The sequence below is a fragment of the Paenibacillus sp. FSL H7-0326 genome (genome assembly GCF_001955535.1).
Lineage (GTDB): Bacteria > Bacillota > Bacilli > Paenibacillales > Paenibacillaceae > Paenibacillus > Paenibacillus shunpengii.
In genome coordinates, this window is the sequence record NZ_MPVN01000001.1 from 1,130,826 (window position 1) to 1,153,036 (window position 22,211).

The 22,211-nt window shown below is 44.6% G+C and carries 21 protein-coding genes; 6 read left to right on the plus strand and 15 right to left on the minus strand.

What is annotated here, in order from left to right:
• Positions 1–12 precede the first annotated feature (12 nt).
• From BK126_RS05475 to thrC, 7 genes are all read right to left on the minus strand, one after another.
• On the minus strand, positions 13–474 hold the full coding sequence (locus BK126_RS05475) for a lasso peptide biosynthesis B2 protein (protein ID WP_076311640.1): 462 nt from the start codon (positions 472–474) through the stop codon (positions 13–15).
• 4 nt (positions 475–478) lie between these two features.
• Entirely contained in the window at positions 479–772 is a 294-nt protein-coding gene (locus BK126_RS05480) for a lasso peptide biosynthesis PqqD family chaperone (RefSeq protein ID WP_076311641.1), read from the minus strand.
• Positions 769–1,710 carry a phosphoenolpyruvate carboxykinase (ATP) gene (locus tag BK126_RS05485; RefSeq protein WP_076311642.1) on the minus strand — a complete coding sequence of 314 codons (942 nt, stop codon included), beginning with the start codon at positions 1,708–1,710 and terminating at the stop codon, positions 769–771. The genes BK126_RS05480 and BK126_RS05485 overlap by 4 nt, the downstream gene beginning before the upstream one ends.
• A gap of 145 nt (positions 1,711–1,855) precedes the next feature.
• Positions 1,856–1,990: a paeninodin family lasso peptide gene (locus BK126_RS29020; RefSeq protein WP_177178639.1), complete on the minus strand. Its 135-nt coding sequence runs from the start codon at positions 1,988–1,990 to the stop codon at positions 1,856–1,858.
• A gap of 47 nt (positions 1,991–2,037) precedes the next feature.
• The gene (locus BK126_RS05490) at positions 2,038–3,966 is read right to left on the minus strand and encodes an asparagine synthase-related protein (protein ID WP_076311643.1); all 1,929 of its coding nucleotides are present in this window, start codon (positions 3,964–3,966) and stop codon (positions 2,038–2,040) included.
• Positions 3,963–5,240 (minus strand): sulfotransferase family protein, encoded by a 1,278-nt coding sequence (locus tag BK126_RS05495; RefSeq protein WP_076311644.1) that lies wholly within the window; start codon positions 5,238–5,240, stop codon positions 3,963–3,965. Before BK126_RS05495 ends, BK126_RS05490 begins: the two co-directional genes overlap by 4 nt.
• Positions 5,241–5,510: 270 nt before the next feature.
• Entirely contained in the window at positions 5,511–6,914 is a 1,404-nt protein-coding gene (gene thrC, locus BK126_RS05500; RefSeq protein ID WP_076311645.1) for a threonine synthase, read from the minus strand.
• A 257-nt stretch (positions 6,915–7,171) separates the two neighbouring features.
• Between thrC and yhbH the strand changes: the two genes are divergently transcribed.
• From yhbH to BK126_RS05515, 3 genes are all read left to right on the plus strand, one after another.
• The gene (gene yhbH, locus BK126_RS05505; protein ID WP_076311646.1) at positions 7,172–8,338 is read left to right on the plus strand and encodes a sporulation protein YhbH; all 1,167 of its coding nucleotides are present in this window, start codon (positions 7,172–7,174) and stop codon (positions 8,336–8,338) included.
• Entirely contained in the window at positions 8,335–9,774 is a 1,440-nt protein-coding gene (locus BK126_RS05510) for a SpoVR family protein (RefSeq protein WP_076311647.1), read from the plus strand. Before yhbH ends, BK126_RS05510 begins: the two co-directional genes overlap by 4 nt.
• Before the next feature lie 198 nt (positions 9,775–9,972).
• The gene (locus BK126_RS05515; RefSeq protein ID WP_076311648.1) at positions 9,973–10,527 is read left to right on the plus strand and encodes a YecA family protein; all 555 of its coding nucleotides are present in this window, start codon (positions 9,973–9,975) and stop codon (positions 10,525–10,527) included.
• A 53-nt stretch (positions 10,528–10,580) separates the two neighbouring features.
• On the opposite strand, the gene BK126_RS05520 is transcribed toward BK126_RS05515, so the two are convergent.
• The 4 genes from BK126_RS05520 to BK126_RS05540 form a co-directional block, all read right to left on the minus strand.
• Positions 10,581–11,237 carry a hypothetical protein gene (locus BK126_RS05520; RefSeq protein WP_076311649.1) on the minus strand — a complete coding sequence of 219 codons (657 nt, stop codon included), beginning with the start codon at positions 11,235–11,237 and terminating at the stop codon, positions 10,581–10,583.
• 217 nt (positions 11,238–11,454) lie between these two features.
• Positions 11,455–12,462 (minus strand): LacI family DNA-binding transcriptional regulator, encoded by a 1,008-nt coding sequence (locus tag BK126_RS05530; protein WP_076311651.1) that lies wholly within the window; start codon positions 12,460–12,462, stop codon positions 11,455–11,457.
• Positions 12,463–12,671: 209 nt separating this feature from the next.
• Positions 12,672–13,682, minus strand: coding sequence for a globin-coupled sensor protein (locus BK126_RS05535; RefSeq protein WP_076311652.1), 1,011 nt, complete (start codon positions 13,680–13,682; stop codon positions 12,672–12,674).
• Between the two features lie 252 nt (positions 13,683–13,934).
• On the minus strand, positions 13,935–15,830 hold the full coding sequence (locus BK126_RS05540; protein ID WP_076311653.1) for a PrkA family serine protein kinase: 1,896 nt from the start codon (positions 15,828–15,830) through the stop codon (positions 13,935–13,937).
• Between the two features lie 428 nt (positions 15,831–16,258).
• Here BK126_RS05540 and BK126_RS05545 point away from each other — a divergent pair, with 428 nt between their 5' ends.
• Positions 16,259–16,972 (plus strand): DUF2161 family putative PD-(D/E)XK-type phosphodiesterase, encoded by a 714-nt coding sequence (locus BK126_RS05545; RefSeq protein WP_076311654.1) that lies wholly within the window; start codon positions 16,259–16,261, stop codon positions 16,970–16,972.
• 51 nt (positions 16,973–17,023) lie between these two features.
• Here the strand turns inward: BK126_RS05545 and BK126_RS05550 are convergent, their stop codons facing one another.
• From BK126_RS05550 to BK126_RS05560, 3 genes are all read right to left on the minus strand, one after another.
• Positions 17,024–17,698 carry an FMN-dependent NADH-azoreductase gene (locus BK126_RS05550; RefSeq protein ID WP_076311655.1) on the minus strand — a complete coding sequence of 225 codons (675 nt, stop codon included), beginning with the start codon at positions 17,696–17,698 and terminating at the stop codon, positions 17,024–17,026.
• A 180-nt stretch (positions 17,699–17,878) separates the two neighbouring features.
• Positions 17,879–19,105, minus strand: coding sequence for an aminotransferase-like domain-containing protein (locus BK126_RS05555; RefSeq protein WP_076311656.1), 1,227 nt, complete (start codon positions 19,103–19,105; stop codon positions 17,879–17,881).
• Between the two features lie 97 nt (positions 19,106–19,202).
• A complete protein-coding gene (locus tag BK126_RS05560; RefSeq protein WP_076311657.1) occupies positions 19,203–19,862 on the minus strand; it encodes a response regulator transcription factor in 660 nt (219 codons plus the stop codon).
• Positions 19,863–20,169: 307 nt separating this feature from the next.
• On the opposite strand from BK126_RS05560, the gene BK126_RS05565 reads away from it, so the two are divergent.
• Together BK126_RS05565 and BK126_RS05570 are read left to right on the plus strand one after the other, a co-directional pair.
• A complete protein-coding gene (locus BK126_RS05565) occupies positions 20,170–20,580 on the plus strand; it encodes a hypothetical protein (RefSeq protein WP_076311658.1) in 411 nt (136 codons plus the stop codon).
• Positions 20,577–21,647, plus strand: coding sequence for a phosphodiester glycosidase family protein (locus BK126_RS05570; protein ID WP_143757681.1), 1,071 nt, complete (start codon positions 20,577–20,579; stop codon positions 21,645–21,647). Before BK126_RS05565 ends, BK126_RS05570 begins: the two co-directional genes overlap by 4 nt.
• Positions 21,648–21,915: 268 nt before the next feature.
• On the opposite strand, the gene BK126_RS05575 is transcribed toward BK126_RS05570, so the two are convergent.
• Complete coding sequence (locus BK126_RS05575; RefSeq protein WP_076311659.1) at positions 21,916–22,170, minus strand: AbrB/MazE/SpoVT family DNA-binding domain-containing protein; 255 nt, start codon at positions 22,168–22,170, stop codon at positions 21,916–21,918.
• Positions 22,171–22,211 lie beyond the last annotated feature (41 nt).

Below are 22,211 nucleotides of genomic sequence, written 5' to 3' on the forward strand. Positions count from 1 at the left end.
CCTTTGCCTTTGCTAAGGTTCAGATGTTCGTTTAGAAAACACTCCAACGACGGTATACTTCTCAATTCCGTCTGCTCCGGCAACATACAACTGCCCACTTCGAAGCCAAGCATGTGCAACCATCTCTCCACTGTTGCTTCTAGCTACACCCAGATACAGCGTGCTGTCAATTTTTCTTCGTTCCAGCATGATCATTCCGGCGATACTCGTAACGAGACATTCACTCTTCCAAGGGGTATGTTTCGCTGTCATATGAATGGCCTTGGCAACACTGAGCCGAATCGGATCCAAGACAGGGCTTCGGTCATAGGCGGATTCATCCTTAACACAATTCAACATCTCGGCTACTTTAGCAAATGGTCTAAGATTCATTAGTCTGGCATAGGCCAAATAAAAGAAAGCCTCTATGATCAACTTTCTCATGGCAGGCTTTTGCTTCGTAAATGAACGAAATAATAAAGTTTTACTTGACATTACACTAATCCCTTTTACTTACAATCAGCCCTTCCTTCAGAAGGGTATTCATAAATTGCTCTACTTGCAGCTGACATGTCGCTTGCTCCACAGAATATTCCGACGACAGGACAGTGGAAATACCAAATATTGTATTTCCTTCTACAAGAAGCTCCCAAATACGTCCCCCTGTCTGTCCAAGGTTGTAATATTTGCCTGATTCAATAGACATCATGACTTTGTCCCCGTTCATATCGCTGACGACATAGCCTTTTTGCTGAATGTACACGTCGTTTTGATCGATTGCTTTCATTGTCATCCGGGTGTATTCACTCCTTTATCAATTGTCTGCAGCACGGTGTCAACTAGCTGCTCAATCGTCACTTGATCTAACGGTCTATGAAGTCTGTACAGTTGGGTGCGATTAGCCACTTGTGTAACCTCTTTGAAATGCCACTCCAGCAGCTGCAGTCTTTTGACCAGCGGCAGACGATACGTATGTACTTGGAGCAGGTTAATGCCTTCAAATGGGCCTACACTATCCAATTGAACTTCAGCACTCCCTGAAGCAACAAGCTCAAACACACCCGCCAACGGCATCTCATCCTGGCTGAAACACTGCTTCCTTGGAACAGCGTACTTCCATTCATCCTGTATGATCCGGAAAGAAGTGGATTCCATATCTAACATATCGAGACTGTAAGCGTTCAATTTCTGCTGTGGATATGCTGGGTATACAACGGGGTTACAAGAGCTCATGCTAACAGCAATTACATCATCGCTGATTAGATTGTAGCCTCTATTCACAAGTGCTGCCGATAAGGTGGATTTTCCTGCACCCGACTCACCCACAAAGGCGTACACCTCACCGTCTATGACTACCGCACTTCCATGCAGGGGTAAAATCTTACGCTGCAGCATAACAACGCCCATACAGGTGCCTAGTAAATACAACCTCACTCTTGAAAGATCGTGTAGAGCATAAGGCATGACGGTCACCCGTGTACCTTCCACAACATGAAAAATACCTACTTCGGGAATTTGAAATAAAAATTGATTCCCTTTAGATTGAAAATTCTTTTGTGCCAGATTCCAGTCATGGCTGAGCAAAGATAAGTCTCCTATGTGAATAATCACATCGATGTTGGATGTTGCAGTCACCTCTGCTTCAGTCAACTCGGGAAGAGGCAGTGCACTTTGGATGTTCAAGCCAAACGCTGTATAAGTGGATACAATAGTACCTTTTGCTTGTGACATGAAATCCTCCAATTCCAACATAATAACCACTACTAAATTACAATAGCAATCATGATATAGCTATCAGCGAAAGACGAGTGAGAATGTTTTCGCTGATAGCTATAAGCTGTCAACATACATAAGAATGAATTACCTACTTTATCTGTTAGCTTGGATTGTACAAGTCCCCGTCATGCTCAGAGATCCAGTCAATTTGTCTGTATCCGACACCTTTTTTTGTCTCACTGATCTCAAGGACTTCTAAACTCGGTGTTTGCCATTCTTTTTTTTCTATATTCATTCCTCTCACCTCCTTTCCAATTGCTGCACCGCTGCTATAGAATTAATTTAGAATCTTCGCAAAAATCGAAAGACAATTAAACTGTGCATCAGCATGCGAACCTCTGAATCCCACGCAAGCTCCGGTCTAGGATGCTCCAGCTTTGTGAGTCCTTTTTTTATTTGATCTACATTTAGATATTCAGATATCAAAGTGTCCTTACATAAAGCTTGAAGCTCCGCCACCCATTCTTTCCAATGCGGCTTCGTGCGCTGAATCCAATCTGCCGGCTGAATCCCTCTAACACTCTGGTTAAGTCTCACATTATCTGGTAAGTAATTCACTGTAGAGCGACGCAGCAATGCGCGATCTCGCCCTTTTTGAACATATTGCTCTAGTGGAACAGACAGACAGTAACGAACCACTCTCGGATCATTGGTTGGATCACGTTCAATAAGTCCATACCGCATAGATAGTTTTGTTGCCATTGCCCCATTCTTGTTAGCCACGGCCAAGTTATTTATATTTTCTTTTCGTGCAGTTAATGCGTTAATATAGACCGTTTCTTTATTCACAACGTATGGCTTCATTTGCCCGTGCATTTCCATCTTTCTAGCAAAATCCGGGTGAATTAGTTCGGGTATTTGGACGGTTCCCCCCGAAACCGCACGCTGCCTGTGAAGCATGGGAAATGCCTTTCTCCCGATAATCGGCAGCAGCTTTGCTCGCGGTACTTCAGCCAGACGGCTGTATTGCTGAACCTCCCTTGCAAGGTGAACCAGCTTGCCTCTTCGCAATAAATGAGCGTAGTAGTCTAACGCCGGCCCCCACGAAATGGTGAAATTCCCCATAGCCCCCGTAAGCAGTACGCCTACTCCCTGTTCCTGTGCACGTTCATAAAATCCACGAATCCAGAAGGAATTTTCAAAAAATTTGTAGGGCGTCTCCATAATGTCCAGCCAGTCATTCACTTCCGTCAGCGGACTCTTACCAGCAAAATTCATGTAGTTCTCTCGAATATTCCCTACAAAATTCACGGTGGACTGAATGTAAGGCGTTTCATCTGCAATCAACCGGCTGGACGTCCAATCCTCGAAGCCTGATACGGGTACATAGCTGTAAGCATGAAGCTCCTTGCCATCCGCTTTCAGCATCGGTGAAGCGAAGCTCGCAACCGTTCCTGAATCAAGTCCACCACTGAGGGCCGTGCCTACTTGCTTATATGTTCTGACTCTTGCCCGAACTGCCTGGTCGAACACTTCTCGAAAGGCCTCTTCATATTCTTCATCCGAGTTCAAATACAAAGGCTCTATTTCTTTAAAATTGCTATATTGACGTAATTCGACCCCCTGCCTGCTTACCTTAATCCAATGTGCAGCCGGAATCTGTCTTACATTACGATACGCAGTGGCATGAACGTCATACGATTCATACATTCCTCGAATCGCCAGAAATTCGGCCAGCCATTGCTCGTTTAGTTCTTTGTTGAAGTAAGGCATTTGGAAGATCGGGTTCATTGAGCTGCAGAATGCAAAATGTATACCATCATCAATATAGTAAAAGGACCTGCGGCCTGACTCATCACGTGCACCGAACAATTGATCCTTCCTTGAATCCCAAATCATAAATACATAATCACCTAATAAATGCTTAGGAGCTTCTTCTCCCCACTTCACATAAGCTTCCAGTATCAATTGGCTGTCGGAAATCGTGATTTGCTCTTTAAGAGGGATCTGCAGCTTGTCAAACAGCTCACTGCGATTATCGATAATCGCATCCGCTGTAATGGTGATATCGCGTCTTTCATCATAGAGTGGCAGCACTTCATGGACGGACTCCGGGGTCACCCACTGCATATGACAGCTAAAAAACACATGGGCATCGCTCCACGTATGAATACGATCCCACTTGTATTTCGTCAAATAGGCTCCTGCGAGGTCCATATCTTCAGGCATAATCGGTTCTCTGCGGGATAAGCATCCCATGATGGCGCTCATGATTTCCCCTCCCTTCCAGACAAGTACCCCTGAGCCCAGGATGACAGCCGGTTCCCAAATGGCAGTATGGACTTAATTCGATTAAGCTTGCTCCTAAGCTGGATCAGCTGCTTCTCCACGTGGTTCTTCTCCATATAGCTCTTCGTTAATCGGTTCTCCAGCAGCCTGACTCTCGTTTCAAGCTGAGCAATCTGGATGGAGGCCTGTCTGTGATCACTTATCCGATTCCCCTGCATAGCTTCTAATTCTAGATCATCTACAGCTTCAGCAGGCTGTATCCCCGTAAGAATACTGCTTGTGCTCAATTCATAGTCCGGCTTCCATATGTAACCGCTCGATTTCAAAAATTGCTGTTCAATCCGCTCCATCGTCGCTTCATCTGGCGAGAGTTCGTACCTAACGCCCGTTATCCGTTGTGCTTCTTCCAGTTCTTCAGAGTACCCAAGATCATGAAATATTTGTGCTCCCAGCACTCGGCAATAGGCATCAACCTCATCAGGGCTAAGCTGATCCTTCCAAGCGTCAATGGACTGCACATGTGCCTGTGTATGATTCAATAAGAAGGGGTCACCTGCTCCCATACTGTAAAAAAGATCCGCTTTTTCTTCACTTACCGGATTGCCGTACTTCTCCATTCCTTCACGGTAAGAAATACCGATAAACTCGCACAGCTTGCGTAATTGTTGTTCAGGCTGCCGCACGAGCTCTTCATATTGAAGCTTGTAGGAGTAGGCCGATTCTCCCTTAAAATACGTAGCGTAGCGGAACAGCCCCGCTGTAAGGTCGACGATCTTCATACCAGGAATAGGCTGCTTGAGATCCTCAATCAGTGAAAATGGTTCTCCGCTATATGCATTGACCTTCTTGTAGGATGCAGCTACAGATAACGGGTTACGAAATAATCCAATTCTTTGCGATTCGGGAAACACGGCATCCAGAAACTCTAGCAATATATAATATCTTGGCGACTTATCTATGATCTTACGTGCGCCATTCTGATTTAATAATCCCTCATATATCTCCACACCGAAGCTGCGTGCTGCTCTATGAAACAAATCTTCTGAAATAATTCCATTATAGAATTGACGGATAATCCCCGTGCCTCCATAGGGGCGTACAGGAGCTAGTTGCAAGTCCGCAAGTGAGAGCAAATACCACATCTCTTGTGCGGCGAACACTTCCTCATGGTTCTGCAGCATCACTGTTGTAAGTGAGCTTCCGCTTCTGGGCGTACACAGCAAAAATACGAGTTGATCATCACGGAAATGCTTCAATGCTGCGACTCCTTTCCGACAAATAACTGTACATTATTTGTTAATAGTACTTCTATCCTAGATTTATGATACTTTATGTATTGTAAAACCTACTTTATGATACATTTTGTATCATGTCAATGCTTTATTTTTCATCCTTTTTCACTTTTGTATTTTCATATTTGATTCATAAATAAAAAAGTCTGCTCCCAAGATATTATCTTAGGAAACAGACTTTTATGCCGTTCTTCGTAATTATGCAATTAAATAAGGTTTAAACTGAATTCTGTTTTAGGCGTTGTAAAAAGGGAGAAGCTCTGCCACGACAGCATCAAGCGTTCCATCTACCAGCTTCTTCCGTGTCGGCAGATCCGTTAGTCTCGCGATCTGCTCCGGGAAGCTCTGCTCAATACCGCACAGCTCAATGGCTTCATTAAACTTGGCTGGGTGTGCTGTAGCCAGCGACACAACCACTTCCTGTGCTCCCGTCGTTTGCTCAGCTGCCTTTACCCCGCAAGCCGAGTGAGGATCGAGCAGATAAGTCGTTTGCTCATGATATTTCTTGATTGTATCCAAGCACTCTTCACCAAGCACACCATAGGCTGCAAATTCCTGCTGTACCTTCGCAAGGGTGTCTTCCGGAATTTGAATATGACCCTTCTCTTGGAAAGACTTCATGTATTCTTCCGTCTGAGCAGCATCCTCTCCCAGTACGTAATACAGATATCGTTCAAAGTTGCTTGCAACCTGTATATCCATAGATGGACTGTAGGTGGTATGGAATTTGTCTGGCTTATACAGCCCTTGATTAACAAACTGTTCTAGGATGTTGTTCTCATTCGTAGCCAAGATGAGCTTGCCGACAGGAAGACCCATCCGGGATGCGAGATATCCTGCAAAAATGTCACCAAAGTTTCCAGTCGGGACACTGAAATGAAGCGGTGAAGCCGTTAGCTCCGGACGCTCGTCCGTAACCCGGAAGTATGCATAGAAGTAGTAAACCGTCTGAGCGAGAATCCGAACAATATTTATAGAATTGATTGCACAGAGATGATGCTTATCCTTGAATTCTACATCCGCAAACAGCTGCTTAATCATGCGCTGGCAATCGTCAAAGTTACCTTCGACAGAAAGGTTCAATACATTGCTGTCCTGTACTGTCGTCATCTGCAGCTCTTGCACCTTGCTGACCTTGCCAGTCGGATGCAAAATGCAAATATTGATGCCTTCTTTTCCTCGAACACCTTCAATTGCGGATGCACCGGTATCGCCTGAGGTTGCTCCGAGAATATTAATCTGTTTATTGTATTTGCTCGCAACATAAGTATATAGATTACCCATCAGCTGCAAGGCGACATCTTTGAACGCAAAGGTAGGTCCATGGAACAGCTCAAGCAAATATATTTGATCCGTCAGCTTGCGAACGGGCGTAATAGCTTCATCACGGAATGTGCTGTAGCTCGCATACACCAATTCTTTCAGCTCGGCTTCCGGAATTTCTTCATTTGTATAATAGGAGAAAATTTTGAGCATGAGATCTTGAAAGGATAGATTTCTCCATGCCTCCAGCTGTTCAGTCGATAACGAAGGTATGGTGCTTGGTACAAGCAGACCTCCATCCGTAGCCAGCCCCATCAGAAATGCATCGATGAAACCAACTCCACTTACACGTCCTCGAGTACTATGATATTGCATCTATTTCCCTCCTGCATAATGGACCCAATTCTCGTTTCACTGGACCTCTTGTTTTTCTTTTTAACCATAATACTACTATCTTGGATAAAAGCGAATCTTTTTCTTACAAGAATCGTCAATTCCATGGCATTTTGAAAAAAAAGTTTTGATATATTCTCTATTTATTATATATGTCATCACATAACGTCCCTGCCCGTGAATATACATAATTTACAGCAGGCCAAACTGTGCCGCGTAATCCAAGGGGGGTGCCTAACATGCCAGATTCTCGCCATCCTTACTCGTTTGTCGTTTCCAAAGAAGATTGGTCGCTTCACCGTAAAGGGTACCAAGACCAGCAGCGTCATCAGCAGAAGGTGAAAGATATCATTAAGCAAAACCTGCCCGATCTTATTACGGAAGAAAATATTATCATGTCTGATGGCCAGCAAATCATCAAGGTTCCAATCCGGAGTCTGGATGAATATCGCTTCGTGTACAATTATCAGAAGCAGAAGCATGTCGGCCAGGGTGACGGGGACAGCCAGGTCGGTGATGTCATCGGCCGCGATCCTGCGAGTCAAAAGCCCGGCAAGGGTGAAAAGGCAGGCGATCAGCCGGGTCACGATATTGTCGAAGCCGAGATCAGCATTGAAGAATTGGAGAACATGCTGTTCTCCGAATTAGAGCTGCCGCATTTAAAGCAAAAGGATAAAGAGCAAATTGAAACGCACAACATCGTGTTTAACGATATCCGCAAAAAAGGGATGCAGTCCAACATTGATAAGAAACGGACCATTCTTGAGAATCTGAGACGGAACGCCACAACCGGAAACCCGGGCATTCACCACATCAGTCCGGATGATCTGCGTTACAAGACCTGGGATGATACCGTGATCCCGCATTCTAACGCTGTTATCATCGCAATGATGGACACTTCCGGTTCCATGGGGTCCTTTGAAAAATACTGCGCACGCAGCTTTTTCTTCTGGATGACCCGCTTTCTTCGCAAGCAGTATGAAAAGGTAGAAATCGTCTTTGTCGCCCACCATACGGAAGCCAAAGAAGTGACTGAGGAAGAATTTTTCACCCGGGGAGAAAGCGGCGGTACCATCTGCTCCTCCGCTTATATGAAGGCTCTTGAGATTATAGACCGTCGCTACCCTCCTTCAAGCTATAACATCTATCCCTTCCACTTCTCAGATGGAGATAATCTCACCTCTGACAACGAACGCTGTGTGAAGCTCATCGGTGAATTGCTGAAGCGAAGCAATATGTTTGGCTATGGAGAAGTGAACCAATATAACCGCAGCAGTACGCTGATGTCGGCCTATCGCAATATTAAGATGGACCAGTTTATGTACTATGTAATCAAGGAGAAAGGCGAAGTCTACAAAGCGCTGCGCACCTTTTTCCACAACAAGGAAGGAGGAAGTGCTTCATGAGCAAAGAGATCAATGAACTAGAATATGCCATTGCAGAGATCATGGAAATCGCTGACGGATTCGGGCTTGATTATTATCCGATGCGTTATGAGATCTGCCCTGCCGACATCATATATACTTTCGGAGCCTATGGTATGCCGACTCGATTCAGCCATTGGAGCTTCGGCAAGACGTTCCAAAAGATGAAGATGCAGTATGACTTCGGTCTGAGCAAAATATATGAGCTCGTAATCAATTCCAATCCATGCTATGCCTTCCTGCTCGATGGAAACTCTCTGATTCAGAATAAGCTCATTGTAGCCCATGTGCTCGCACACTGTGATTTCTTCAAAAACAATGCCCGCTTCTCAGCCTCCAACCGCAATATGGTGGAGAGCATGTCAGCGACGGCAGACCGAATCAGCCAGTATGAGCTTGAATATGGGACGGAAGCCGTGGAATCCTTTATTGATGCGGTCCTCGCTATTCAGGAGCATGTAGATCCACAGCTGATCAAGCCTCAGCAACTCGACAAGCAGCGTTATATGGAAATGAAAATGAAGCAGCAAAAAGAAACCAAGGTCATTCGCCCTCCCGGAAGATATGACGATATTTGGGCCATCGGCGAACCTGCAGGATCTACAGAGGAGCCGGCGCAGCAGAAGGTTCACCGCTTCCCTCCTGAACCGGAGAAGGACATCATGTGGTTCATACAGGAATTTTCCGAAACACTAACCGATTGGCAGCGAGACATCATGAGCATGCTTCGTGAAGAGATGCTCTATTTTTGGCCTCAAATGGAAACCAAGATTATGAACGAAGGCTGGGCTTCCTACTGGCATCAACGTATTATACGCGAGCTGGACCTCACAAGTGAAGAAACCGTGGAATATGCCATGCTTAATGCCTCTGTTGTACAGCCGTCAAAGCAAAGTCTGAATCCCTATTATCTCGGGGTCAAAATCTTCGAGGATATCGAACGCCGCTGGGATCACCCGACACTTGAGGAGCAGGAGCGCTTCGGACGCATGCCAGGGCAAGGAAGGTCCAAAATGTTCGAGGTTCGCGAATACGATTCAGACACCTCCTTCATCCGCAACTACATGACAAAGGGGCTGGTCGAAGACCTCGACCTGTATGTGTTTGAGAAAAAGGGCCCCGAATGGAAAATTACCGATAAATCCTGGGAAAATATCCGGGATCAGCTGATCTATGCCAGAGTCAATGGCGGCTCACCGTATCTCGTCGTGCATGACGGGGATTATCTTCGTACCGGCGAGCTTATGCTTAAGCATCAGTACGAAGGCATTGAACTTGACTTGAAATATATGGAACGCACGCTTCCTTACGTATATAAATTATGGGGTCGAACGGTGCATCTTGAAACCATTATCGAAGATAAACCGGTACAATTTACATTTGATGGCAAAAAGATCCACCGTAAGCTGTTAAATTAACACAATTGTCCTGTATTAAGCCTGTTTCCGCTCATTTTTGGGTTGAAACAGGCTTTTTCATGGAGTACATTGAAATATAGGGGGCATTACATTACATCTAAACCCATTAAAATATGATATAATCTACTTTTGTTAGCGCCTTACATTATTGCGCTCATCATTAGAATTTCTTTGATAGAATTAAAGGAGCGAACGAACTTGATCAACCTAGGTAGAAACGAACCGTGCCACTGCGGCAGTGGCAAGAAATATAAAAAATGCTGCCTCGAGAAAGACAGACAGCAGCAGCGCAATGTAAGGGTGGCCACATCAGTCGAAGTCATTACGAATCGACGCCCTGTATCTGCAGTATCCACTGTTTCTAAGACGTCCCCTGCCCCTCAAGTAGCTGAACAGACCTCCCAGAAGTCTGCGCTGAACCTTACAGAGATGACTTGGGAACACGACATGCACCGCGAGCTTGCTGAATCTGCCATTCCTTCAATCGCAGAAGAGTACAAGCTGACGGAAGAAGAGACAAGTGGACTTATCTCACTGTGGAACAGCTATAGCAATAGCGAAGCTCCTCGTTATCGTAAGCCGGGAGGTTTCGCTGGTGCATTAGAATATGTTACTGCAACGAAACAAGGCAGCACCATCAGTCAATCCGAGCTTGCTGCTAAGCACGATGTATCGGCTACAACCCTCTCCAAGAGCATTGGACAGCTGTCTGAATTTGCAGAGAAAACTTCCTTAACTAGCCAAAGTGTATAAGATCAGAGAGTCCGAAAGTGACCTGCTCAGCAGGTCCTTTCGGATTTATTAATTTAAAATGCGGTATACAGGATTGATTCCGCCTCAAGCTCCTCCACCTTCGGATTATATTGATAGGTAATCACAAGGTCGCCAATATATTGAGAAAAGGATTGCGCAACACCCAGTGTTGCCGTCACAGTGCTTCCCTTCACTTCATACTTAACATAATTGCCCACAGTTACAGGACCAATCTCCTTCAATTCTGTGCTCACCTGTATGTATTCCTCTGCAGCCTTGACGGGATCCTTCATCATAATCTCAACCATCTGCGTCCCATCAACAATATGAAGCTGTTCCACATAGACACCTGTTCCATCCGCAGCCGTTAAGAATACAATTGCATCTTCTATCCCATCCTGCGTAACATCCATTGCCATTAATTGTGCAGATGGCGTCTCAGAGGCCACGCTTCTCCACGGAAAGTTAAGAAAACGGCCTTCCCAGGCCAAAGCCATTCCTTCATATACTCCATCTGTTTCTTGTACCGGATATAAAGCATTATCGGTACCCGTTATAACGGCCACAGGATCCATTGCTGGCTCAATTTTTAGTTCTTCTGTATTTTTTATATTTGAAAGGGAACTCCCCTTAATTTCTGCAAACACAAACGCACTTCCTACAAACATGACACAAGTCAGCAAAATGACTGCTTTAATTAATCTATTCAATTAAAATTTAACTCCTTTATGAATCTATTTCACTTGTCCTTGTCCCATTATATAGCTCATCCTTACATATAAGATAGTCATTCTCGTAATAAAAGGGTAAAAATCTTGAAAAGAATGAAAAAACACCTTCTGCCCGATCTGCATGAAAAACTTCATGAGATTCGAGTGAGAAGGTGTTTCCTTGTTATTATGAATAAAGTTATACAACCGCAGTGCTTCAGGCAAGCTTAGCCTTCCCTGTGGTTTGCCTTACGATCAGCTCAGAAGGCTCCATAATGACTGGCGGAGAGTAATCCCGATTTTCTATGAGTGCAATCAAGCATTCAATGGATTTAATGCCGATAGAGTAAATATTTTGATTCACTGTCGTCAAATTCGGCTTGAATACCTGCGCATGATAGGTATTATCGAATCCTACAACGGAGATGTCATGAGGAACGGACAATCCGTGCTTCTCTATTTCATGAATGGCACCAAAAGCGGAGAGATCCGAAGCGCATACAATGCCTGTCGGCGTGTCATGGAGTGCAAGCAGTCTGCTCATCGCAGCCGCTCCGCCGTCAAATGTATAATCACATACCTCAAGGTAACTGGTCGAATAAGATAATCCGCAGCTAATTAGGCCTTGTCTGTATCCTTCAAGGCGCATATTTGCAATGGATGGACCTAATGTGCCGGATATGTAGGCTATCTTGCGATGGCCGAGCTCGTAAAGATGCTTTACACCTTTATGGATTGCATTTTGGTTATCTGTTGTAATATACCCTGCCCGCTTGCCAACGATATCCATGTCGACAAACATCGTTGGGATATCCGAATGAATCAATTCATCGATACTGCGATTATCGCGCTCCACTCCAAAGACGACAACTCCATCTACATTGCGGCTGCGGCAATGCTTAATAAATGAATAATGCGGATCATCGAAGCGAGTGGATAACCGGACCAGATCATATCCGCTGTTCTCAAGCGCTGTCTTAATTCCTTCTAATAGTTCGGCTACATATGGATTTGTGAAGGGGACGGTCAGCAGCACACCTACAGTCCATGATCTTCTTTTTACTAATCCCCTTGCAACTACATTCGGTTGATAGTGCAGCTGCTCAATAGCCAGATTTACTCTTTTACGTGTTTTGTCACTTACATCGGGATAATCATTCAGCACCTTTGAAACGGTAGCAACTGAGACCCCGGCTTCTTTAGCCACATCATGGATCGATGCCATTTGATCACCTCTTACGTTCTCATTGTCCAAAACGCATCTGTATATGCTTGTTAGCTTGGTTTTGTATGAATGAATTCATTATAGCCTAAAAGGTGCGATCCTCATAGAATTATATTGTATGCGCTTACTATTTACAATTTAATGGATATTTGGAAGAGACAAAAGACACTGTAATGCCTTTTGCTCTTTAGGTTAGTTCAGCATTGAAGTTAGGAATAAGAGGCTTGCAGCTCTTTGAGATCACCGGATACAGATTCCATGATTTGAACGAAGGCCATCAGCTCACTGGAGCTGAATACTTGCTTTCTTGCATTATCCGACGTATTATCGGACTCGTTCTGCACTTGATCCAGCTTCGTTCGAATACTGTTCAGCACGCTCTGGATCTGCTCCATTGCCTTCTTGGAGCCCGTAGCCAGCTTGCGGATCTCGCCTGCAACAATCTCAAAGCCCCTTCCGCTGTCTCCTGCGTGAGCAGCCTCGATCGCTGCATTAAGTCCCAGCAAATGGCTTTGGTCTGAAATTTCTCGGATCAGACTCCCCATCTTTTGAATTTCTTTTACCTCTTGATTCAGGTCGTCGATCAGCTTATGGGCTGATTCCTGGGAAGCTGCAGTCTGTCTCGCTGTCTCGGATATCAGCTCCGTATTGTGATGCAGTTCATCAATCATGCCGGTCAGCTTCTGAGACACCTCTGTAATTGCCTGCAGCATGCGCTCCTGCTCATCAGCAATATCGGTAATCTTCTGCTTCTCCTTCCCTTCGTAAGCATCGAGCACAAGCTGGGAATCAAAATTAAACATCTTGCTCAGTGCATGGATTACTGGATACCATCCATTTGGCATGATTTGCTGTACAATGCTGGTCGCCACATCCAGATACACCATATAACTACTCAAGTAAAAATCGGATTTCAGTCCAATTTTTGAATGAATCAGCCCGATTTGTATTCGTTTCGCAATAAATTCTTCATCTATATGCCCATCCGTCAGGGATATAAAGTACCATCGTTGTGTCTGCTTTAAACGTTCTATTGTCGAGTATTTCGTAATGATGCTTCTCAGTTCTTCCACTTGTCCTATTCGGTCATATAACCGATCAACAACCTCGTCTACTATTTTTTCAAAAATGGGCCGGTGCTTATGAAGCAATTCCAGCTCCAGATTGGTAATTCCTATGTAGGCCAGCTGTTGTTCTCGCTCTTCGGAAACCTCAATCATCTCGAAAAATCTTCCTCCTTGCAACCAGTTTGCCTTATATTAGTATTTTATTGCTTCGAACCCTCATTATAGACCTTTAAACCCACAATATCATAATCCTAAAGTCCTATTTTGCATTTTTCTTCCTGTTCTCATTACTGGTAAAAGGATAAAAATACGCTATCTGAAGTGCACCATTTGCAGCAATCAGACAGCGTATTATGAGATGGGGTTAAGATGTTTGTTGTCAGGGGATAGGTAAAAAAATAAAAGTTATCGGTTCAACAAGCTGCCCACGTAACGCAGCAGTTCATTTGCGCAGACTGGGCAATAGCCGTGCTCTTCAATCAGTCTGGAGCTGACCTCATTAATACGTTTCAGCTGATTAGCATCTGGTGTTTTGGTTGAAGTTGTGATCTTCACGATATCCTTCAGATCAGCGAACAGCTTCTTCTCAATCGCTTCACGAAGTCGATCATGACTGCTGTATTCAAATTTTTTGCCTTTGCGGGAATAGGCTGAAATTCGAATTAGAATTTCCTCACGGAAGGCCTTTTTCGCATTTTCAGATACTCCGATCTGCTCTTCAATGGAACGCATGAGGCGCTCATCTGGATCCATCTCCTCATCGGTCAGAGGATCACGTATTTTACTCCAATTGCAGAAGGCCTCGATATTATCCAGATAATTCTCGAACAACGTTTTGGCCGACTCCTCGAAGGAGTAAACAAATGCCTTTTGGACCTCTTTTTTCGCAAGCTCATCGTATTCTTTGCGTGCTACCGCGATAAAGTTCAAATACCGCTCACGTTCTTCCTTCGTGATGGAGGCATGCTGATCCAATCCGTCTTTAATTGCTCTTAATATATCCAGTGCGTTGATGCACTCCAAATCCTGCTTGATCAGTGCACTTGAAATCCGGTTGATGACGTAACGTGGATCAATTCCCGTCATACCCTCTTCCAGATATTCATTCTGCATTTCTTTGAGGTCAGCTTCTTTGTAACCCTCAACCTCTTCCCCATCATACATTCTCATTTTTTTAACAAGATCCATGCCTTGTTTTTTGGATTCCTTTAACCGAGTGAGAATCGAGAAGATAGCAGCCGTCTTCAGAGCATGAGGCGCAATATGAATATGGCGCATGTCACTTTGCTCAATCAGCTTTTTATATATTTTTTCTTCCTCTGACACCTTCAAATTGTAAGGAATCGGCATGACGATCATCCGGGATTGAAGTGCCTCATTTTTCTTGTTGGATATAAATGCCTTATACTCCGACTCATTCGTATGAGCAACGATCATCTCATCAGCACTAATTAGAGCAAATCTGCCTGCCTTAAAGTTTCCTTCCTGGGTAAGGGAAAGCAGGTTCCATAGAAATTTCTCATCACACTTGAGCATCTCTTGGAATTCCATCAGACCGCGGTTTGCTTTGTTTAGCTCCCCATCGAACCGATAAGCGCGAGGATCGGATTCCGAGCCGTACTCCGTAATGGTTGAGAAATCAATACTTCCGGTTAGGTCTGCAATATCCTGAGATTTCGGATCCGAAGGGCTGAAGGTACCGATTCCGATTCGATTGTCTTCCGATATAAATACCCGCTCTACACGTACCTTTTCGATGTCACCGCCATACTCTGTTTTCAGCCGCATTTGGCAGGAAGGGCACAAATTCCCTTCAATTCTTACTCCCAGCTCTTTCTCTACCTCAGGTCGGAGCTCCAACGGAATTAAATGAAGCGGGTCCTCATGCATTGGGCAGCCTTCAATTGCGTAAACTGCACCTTTATCTGTGCGGGAGAATTGCTCCAAGCCGCGTTTAAGCAGAGTCACTAGTGTCGATTTCCCCCCACTGACAGGACCCATTAAGAGCAAAATCCGCTTGCGGACATCAAGTCTTCGCGCAGCAGAATGGAAGTATTCCTCAACAAGCTTCTCTACGCTGCGGTCTAGTCCAAAAATCTCCTGCTCAAAAAACTTGTAATGCTTATGCCCTCCAATTTCCTCCACACCATATGATTTGATCATTTCATACACTCTTGCGTGAGCCGTCATTGCAGGTGTTGGGTCCTTTTTTAGAATTTCAATATAATCTTTGAATGTACCCGACCAAGATAAACGATTACTCTCAGCCCGAAATTCAGCAACGCGTTCAAAAATGTTCATGCTCCTTCGTACCTCCCATGGCTCCATAATGATTCAGCATCCACTCCGAATAAGGTCAATTCATAAGCTCCCCTGCCTCAAATCTTCCCACTAGCGTTTAAATATGCAATCATCTCGCCTACCCTCAAGCTTGACGATTTGATCTAAAAAAAGTGTATTACATACCTATGCGTCAATTCGGATAAGTTGCCTGTTTTTTTGTGACAGGTTCTCTTTTTGAGAATGAACAACATATGGATCTTAAAATGAACCCTTCCAAGTCGTATGCTATACTTGTTGAGATAGGAATGTTTATGAAAGAGCTTATCTATACATTTATGTACTCCTCCATTAAATTAGACATGGACTTGATAAAAGATAAAGCGTACATGGATACAACCCCCATCCCGGAGAAGTAGCTGCACAGCAACAAAGGAGTTTGATCAAGAATGGCCGTTCAATATGAAACAGAGTTATATGAGCCGATAAAGTCCTACTTTGAGAGGCAAGGATACCATATTAAATCCGAAGTGAATTATTGTGATCTGGTGGGTGTAAGAGAGGATCTGGCTGACCCGTTAATCGTGGAAATCAAGAAGACCTTTAATTTATCGCTTCTGCTGCAAGGAATGCAAAGATTAAAAACGAGCAGTAATGTTTATCTTGCTGTTGAACGTAACCGGGTGAAGCGCGGAGCTGCCAATCAGCGTTTTGGAGAGATTACAGATCTATGCAAAAAGCTTGGTTTGGGTCTTATCACCGTAACACGGTACAAAACGAAACCGGCTCTTGTCGATTGCTTATGCGTTCCAGAGGCAGTCATCACTTCTTCGAAAACAATTAAAAGACGCAAAGACCTCCTGCTCAAGGAATTTGATGGACGCAGCGGCGATTACAACCTGGGCGGCAGCCACAAAGCCAAGCTAGTCACTGCCTACAGGGAACGTGCACTTCGAGTTGCGCAGGTTCTGGCCCCCATTCCATACGCCTCTCCTGCCGAACTTGCCAGACGGACAGGAATTACAAATACCGCGTCTATTCTGCAAAAAAATTATTATGGCTGGTTTACCAGAATAGAGCGAGGCCGGTATACACTAAGCGAACAGGGAAGAACGGACTTGGACAAGTATTATGCAGTTCTTCAGCAATATCCGCTTCCATAAGAAACAAAAAAGACTGGATGCGAATTTATCGCATCCAGTCTAGATGTACTATTAGAAACGGGAAGCCGTTTCTGCTACTTTTCTAAGACCTTCTTGTACAATCTCAGCAGAGCGGTCAGGGAAGGCATTGTGTCCTTCAATTACCAGAACCTCAGGGTTTTGAATACCCCAGAAGCCAAATGCAGAAGCTACGTATTTAACAGCCATTTCAACAGCTGCCAGAGGACCTTCAGAGTAAACGCCGCCGCGTGCGTTTAGAAGTACCACTTTCTTGTCGCCTGCAAGACCTACTGGACCTTCAGCAGTGTATTTGAATGTAACGCCTGCTTGGCTCAGGTAAGAAATGTAGTTAACCAGCGGTGCAGGAACAGTGAAGTTCCAGAGCGGGAATGCAACAACAACTTTGTCAGCTTCCAAGAATTGTTTTTGGTAAAAAGCAGCCAGATCAGCAGCTTCTTGTTCTGCTGGAGTTGTCTCGATGCCTTTAGCTACTTTAAAAGTACCTGTTGCGGCATTGTTTCCGTAAGCCGGAAGGTTAGCTGCAAACAGATCCAATTCAATAATATTGTCTGTCGGATTTGCTTCCTTGTATGCATTATAGAATGCGTCGTACATTTGTACGCTGATCGCTTGATCCGCAGGGCGGTCATTTGCTTTGATAAACAGTACGTTTGCCATAATCGTATATTCTCTCCCTAAATAAGTGTATTTATCTCTATATGTCATTTGAAACCAACTAAGAAACTGATTGCAACTGACTAATAAACATTATATATAAAAATGTTAGTGAGTTCAATATATAAATTTTCTTCCTTAGACAAATTTCTACACCACTCCTATTATAAAGTTCATTAAAACGAAAAAAAAGAGAGGAAGCCCCTCTCCTGATGTCAACATTATGTGTCTTTAACTCCGTCCAGTAAATTCGGATATCGCTTCGCTAATCAAATTCATTCCGAGTAACAGTTCTTCTCTGCCAGGTCTGCTGAAATTGAGTCTAATATAGTGCTCCGTCTGTTTGCCAGGAGAGCATCTTGCGCCAGGCAGAAATGCTACACCTTTGTGCAGCACAGCTTTGAGCAGCGCTTCGCTGCTAAGTCCAGGTGGGAGCTCAATCCAGAGATACATCCCCCCTGCTGGCGGGTCATATTTCACTTGCTTGAACCCCGGTCTTTTTAACAGCTCCAGCATCAGCTTAAGCCTCACCTCATACTCTCGGTTGAGCAGTGACAGATGCTCGTTCCAATCGAAGGAGGTGGAACCAAGCAACTGATACAATATTTGTTGATTGATCGGACTCGATTGCCAGTCAGCCATCTGCTTCAATGAAGACATGCCTTGGATCAAACGTTGATCACCGGTCGCCCATCCCGTACGAAGAGCAGGAGCGATCGTTTTGCTGAAAGAACCTATATACAGCACATGATTCCCATCATCCACTTGATCCATCGCATATAGAGCAGGATAACGCTCAGAGAAGGAATTTGCTGAATCGTCTGCTCCAAAATGCAATTCACCGTACGAATCGTCCTCGATGATCAAGACACTATATTTTCGACATAGATCCAATACCGCCTTGCGTCTGCGAATCGTCCATAATATACCCGTTGGATTAGAAAAACTGGGTGCAGCAAAAAGCAGTTTCGGACGATGCTTCTGAAACTGCTCTTCAAGATGTTCCGGGACAATGCCCTCCGTATCGGTGAAAACAGGTATTATGACCGCACCTTGCATCTGCAGCACCTGCAGACATCCGGGCGATGTCGGACTCTCCACGACAACCGTATCACCAGAATCGACTAGAAGTCTGGTAACCAGATCAATGGTCTGCTGTGTGCCTGACGTCAGCAGTATTCGTTCCTCTGTAGTACGGATTCCTTTTCGCAGCTCCCAATCCTTGCGAATCCAGCTTCTTAGAGGCAGGAAGCCTTCTGGCTCACCATATTGCAGAACGGAAGGATCTGACGAGAAGACAGCATGTGCCGCTTCACCCAGTCGTTTGATTGGGAAAAATTCCTCCGCAGGAAGCTCTTCGGCCAGCGAAATAAAGGAACCTTGTCTTTTGACTCTGTTCGCCCTGCTCGCATGCGAAGACAATAATCTGGAGGAATGGGAAGCAAAGGAAAATTCCATGTATTTCACCCCTATCCGGGTAATCGCCCCATCTCTTCTTTCCTCTCTCTATCGGGACGTATAAAGACTATTCGCCGTTCACATCTATTATGCCTTGTTACACATACTGCTGCTTCTTATGTAATTTGGAATACAAGGTAAACTGTTCGATAGCCTGAGCCCGGCTGGACACGCCAAGTTTCGTATATATTTTGCGGAGATAATTGTCAACGGATCTTCTGCTGACATCGATTTCATTAGCGATCTTATCGTAGGTCACACCTTGAACGATCCGTTCCATGATGAAAATTTCCATATCCGTAAGCTGAAGATGAAGTTCTAGTTCCTGGTCCACCGTATTTGACCACTCGTCATTAGTAAGCCACTGTAAAGGGAGTGATGCCAGTCCCTCACGCAGACCGGAAATCATATGAATAAGCTTCATGGGTGAAGATTGCTTAGACAGCATTCCACTCGCGCCTAGACTAATATATCGCTTATACAGATTCAAATTGTCCTCATCCGTCATCACGACAATATGAGTGTTTGAAGAGAACTGCTTCATCTCTACAATGAATTGGTCCGCATTTCCGTCAGGCAATTTATAGTCGATTAGAACGAGGTCCGGCTTCAAAGCACTTACTTGTGCCAACCCCTCTTCCCCAGTGGAAACCATCGCGCGGACTAATAGGTCCTGATGCTCTTCCAATATTAATTTCGTACCTAGCATGCTGGTCGGATGAATATCAACCAAGACCACCTGCCATACCTTTCTCATATAAGCTCCTCCTAGTTCATTAATAGATATAATTTATACAAATCGAGAGAATGTGCGGCAATGATAGATTAGAGGAAGCACAGCCCAAAAAGAATGAAAACAAATCACATTTTACAAAAAAAGACATCCCTCTTAAGTCCTTAATTTGGATTATATATGAAATTGTATCCTAGGACTTCCTTCCGATGCAATCTCTTTTTCCTTTTTTCGCTAAAGAAGTTCTTTTTTGCGTATGAAGCGGCCCCATGATAGAATGAGGACTGGAAAATTTATAGAATTTTGTAGGAACAACACGAGGAGTGATGAAATGAACCCGGCAACAGATGAGAACACAAGCCATCACACCCGGCAAGCTGCAAGGAGAAGCAAACGCTCTGTCCGTCTATTTCTAGTATTATGGATTATTATTATTGCCTTAGGAGCTGCCGCAGCCTATTTATACAGCAATCATTTAAGAGAACAAATGGTACTAGAAATTCAGACCTACAACGATCAGCAGTTGATGGCCGTTAAGCAGGAGTATCAGACACAGCTGGATAAAATCTCAAGTGAGCTGGTCAGCTTGCAGGAGCAAGTACAGACCTTCAATGAGCTGCTGACCTTCACAAAGGACAATGCAGGCAATACAACCGATAACAGTAATCAGCTATATTCGGAGCTTAGAGAAGTGAAGCAGCAGCTGGATACGCTGCAGAAGAAGATGGATCTGTTGAAATGATGACTTCACTCCAAAAAGTAAATCGTTTTTTCATGCTGATTACAGCTCCATTTATCGGTCTGCTTGTGTACCTTCTCTTATTGCAGCCGCCGCTGGATTTAAGTTCGCTAACGCCAAAGGAAGAGCACATTCCACAATACACGATCCATTCCCAGACGGAGGAAATAAGCCAAGGTTTGGCGGAAGCGAAAGTGCTGGCCGAGACGACCTCTTCATACATTCAAAAAACAACCGAGTTGTATGAGAATACGACTAAAACGATGGAAAGCATTGCGAACATGACCGCAGCACAAGCAAGGAAACCCGAAGCCATCTATAACAAGCGGATATCTGCCAAGCTTGGCACACCGATCGAGCAAGTCAACAGTGACCGGATTCAGATTGAACTATACAGAATGAATCCAGGACCTTATAAAGGTTATGCTATGAAGATCAAACTCAAGGATCCCAGTGCTATGAAGATGTCGATTGGTGAAGGTGTTGGGAAGTCGCAAACGACGATGCAAGCTGTTTCGCGCAGTGGTGCCATTGCAGGCATTAACGCCGGGGGATATGCTGATGCAGGCGGCAGTCGGTATCCGCTAAGCACGACGGTAGCTAACGGCAAATACCTGACAGGTTTTCATCCCAGCACGAAGGATCTCTCCTTTGTGGGCCTGAGCAAAGAAGGGAAGCTGATTGGAGGAAGATTTACCAAACAATCCGATCTGGACAAGCTGGAGCCCGCATTCGGCGCCACCTTCGTTCCGATGCTCCTTAAAGACGGCAAGAAGCTGATTATCCCATCCAAATGGAAAACAACACCTAAGCGTGCGCCAAGGACGGTCATTGGCAACTATAAGGATGACCAGCTGCTGATCCTGGTTGTGGATGGATACGATGAAAAGGGCAGCTCGGGAGCAACACTCCAAGAGCTTCAGAATAAAATGTACAAGCTCGGAGTGCAAGATGGCTATAACCTGGATGGCGGCGGCTCCTCTTCGCTGATTCTGAACGGACGAGTCGTGAATAAGCCTTCAGACGGTGTCCTGCGGAAGCTGCCAACTCATTTCCTTTTCTTTGAGTAAACATTTACGGATCAGGAAAAAGATTCCTTTTTGAGACAAGTATCAGTATAATAGGATTTACAAAGTAACAGGAGGTGGATGACATGTCATTTTCGTTGACTTTCTGGATCGTCACCCTGGTGCTTGTATTGTATTTGGGAGGCATATTGACTTCTTCTTACAATGATGACAAGACGAAGGGGCTGTAAGGCTCACCAAAGAAGCTCTCCTCTACTGAGGAGAGCTTCTTTCTTTATAAGCCTATGCTTAGCTTCGGCTTGATTTAAGTTTAGGCGTTCTCTTGAAGACCCGTCATTTCTGTAAGACACGCACCACAAATGTAACGATCTTTGAACTCACTTACTTCTTCCATCGATCCGCAGAAAATACATTTTGGACGATAACGCTCCAGAATAATATGATCACCTTGCACTAAAATTTCAACGGGATCTCCTTCATTCATTTGATACCTTTTACGCAAAGATTTCGGCAGCACGATTCTTCCGAGCTGGTCCACCTTACGTACCACTCCAGCAGGTTTCATTAACGGTACACACTCCTGTTCATTTTTCTTTCTTTGTAGGT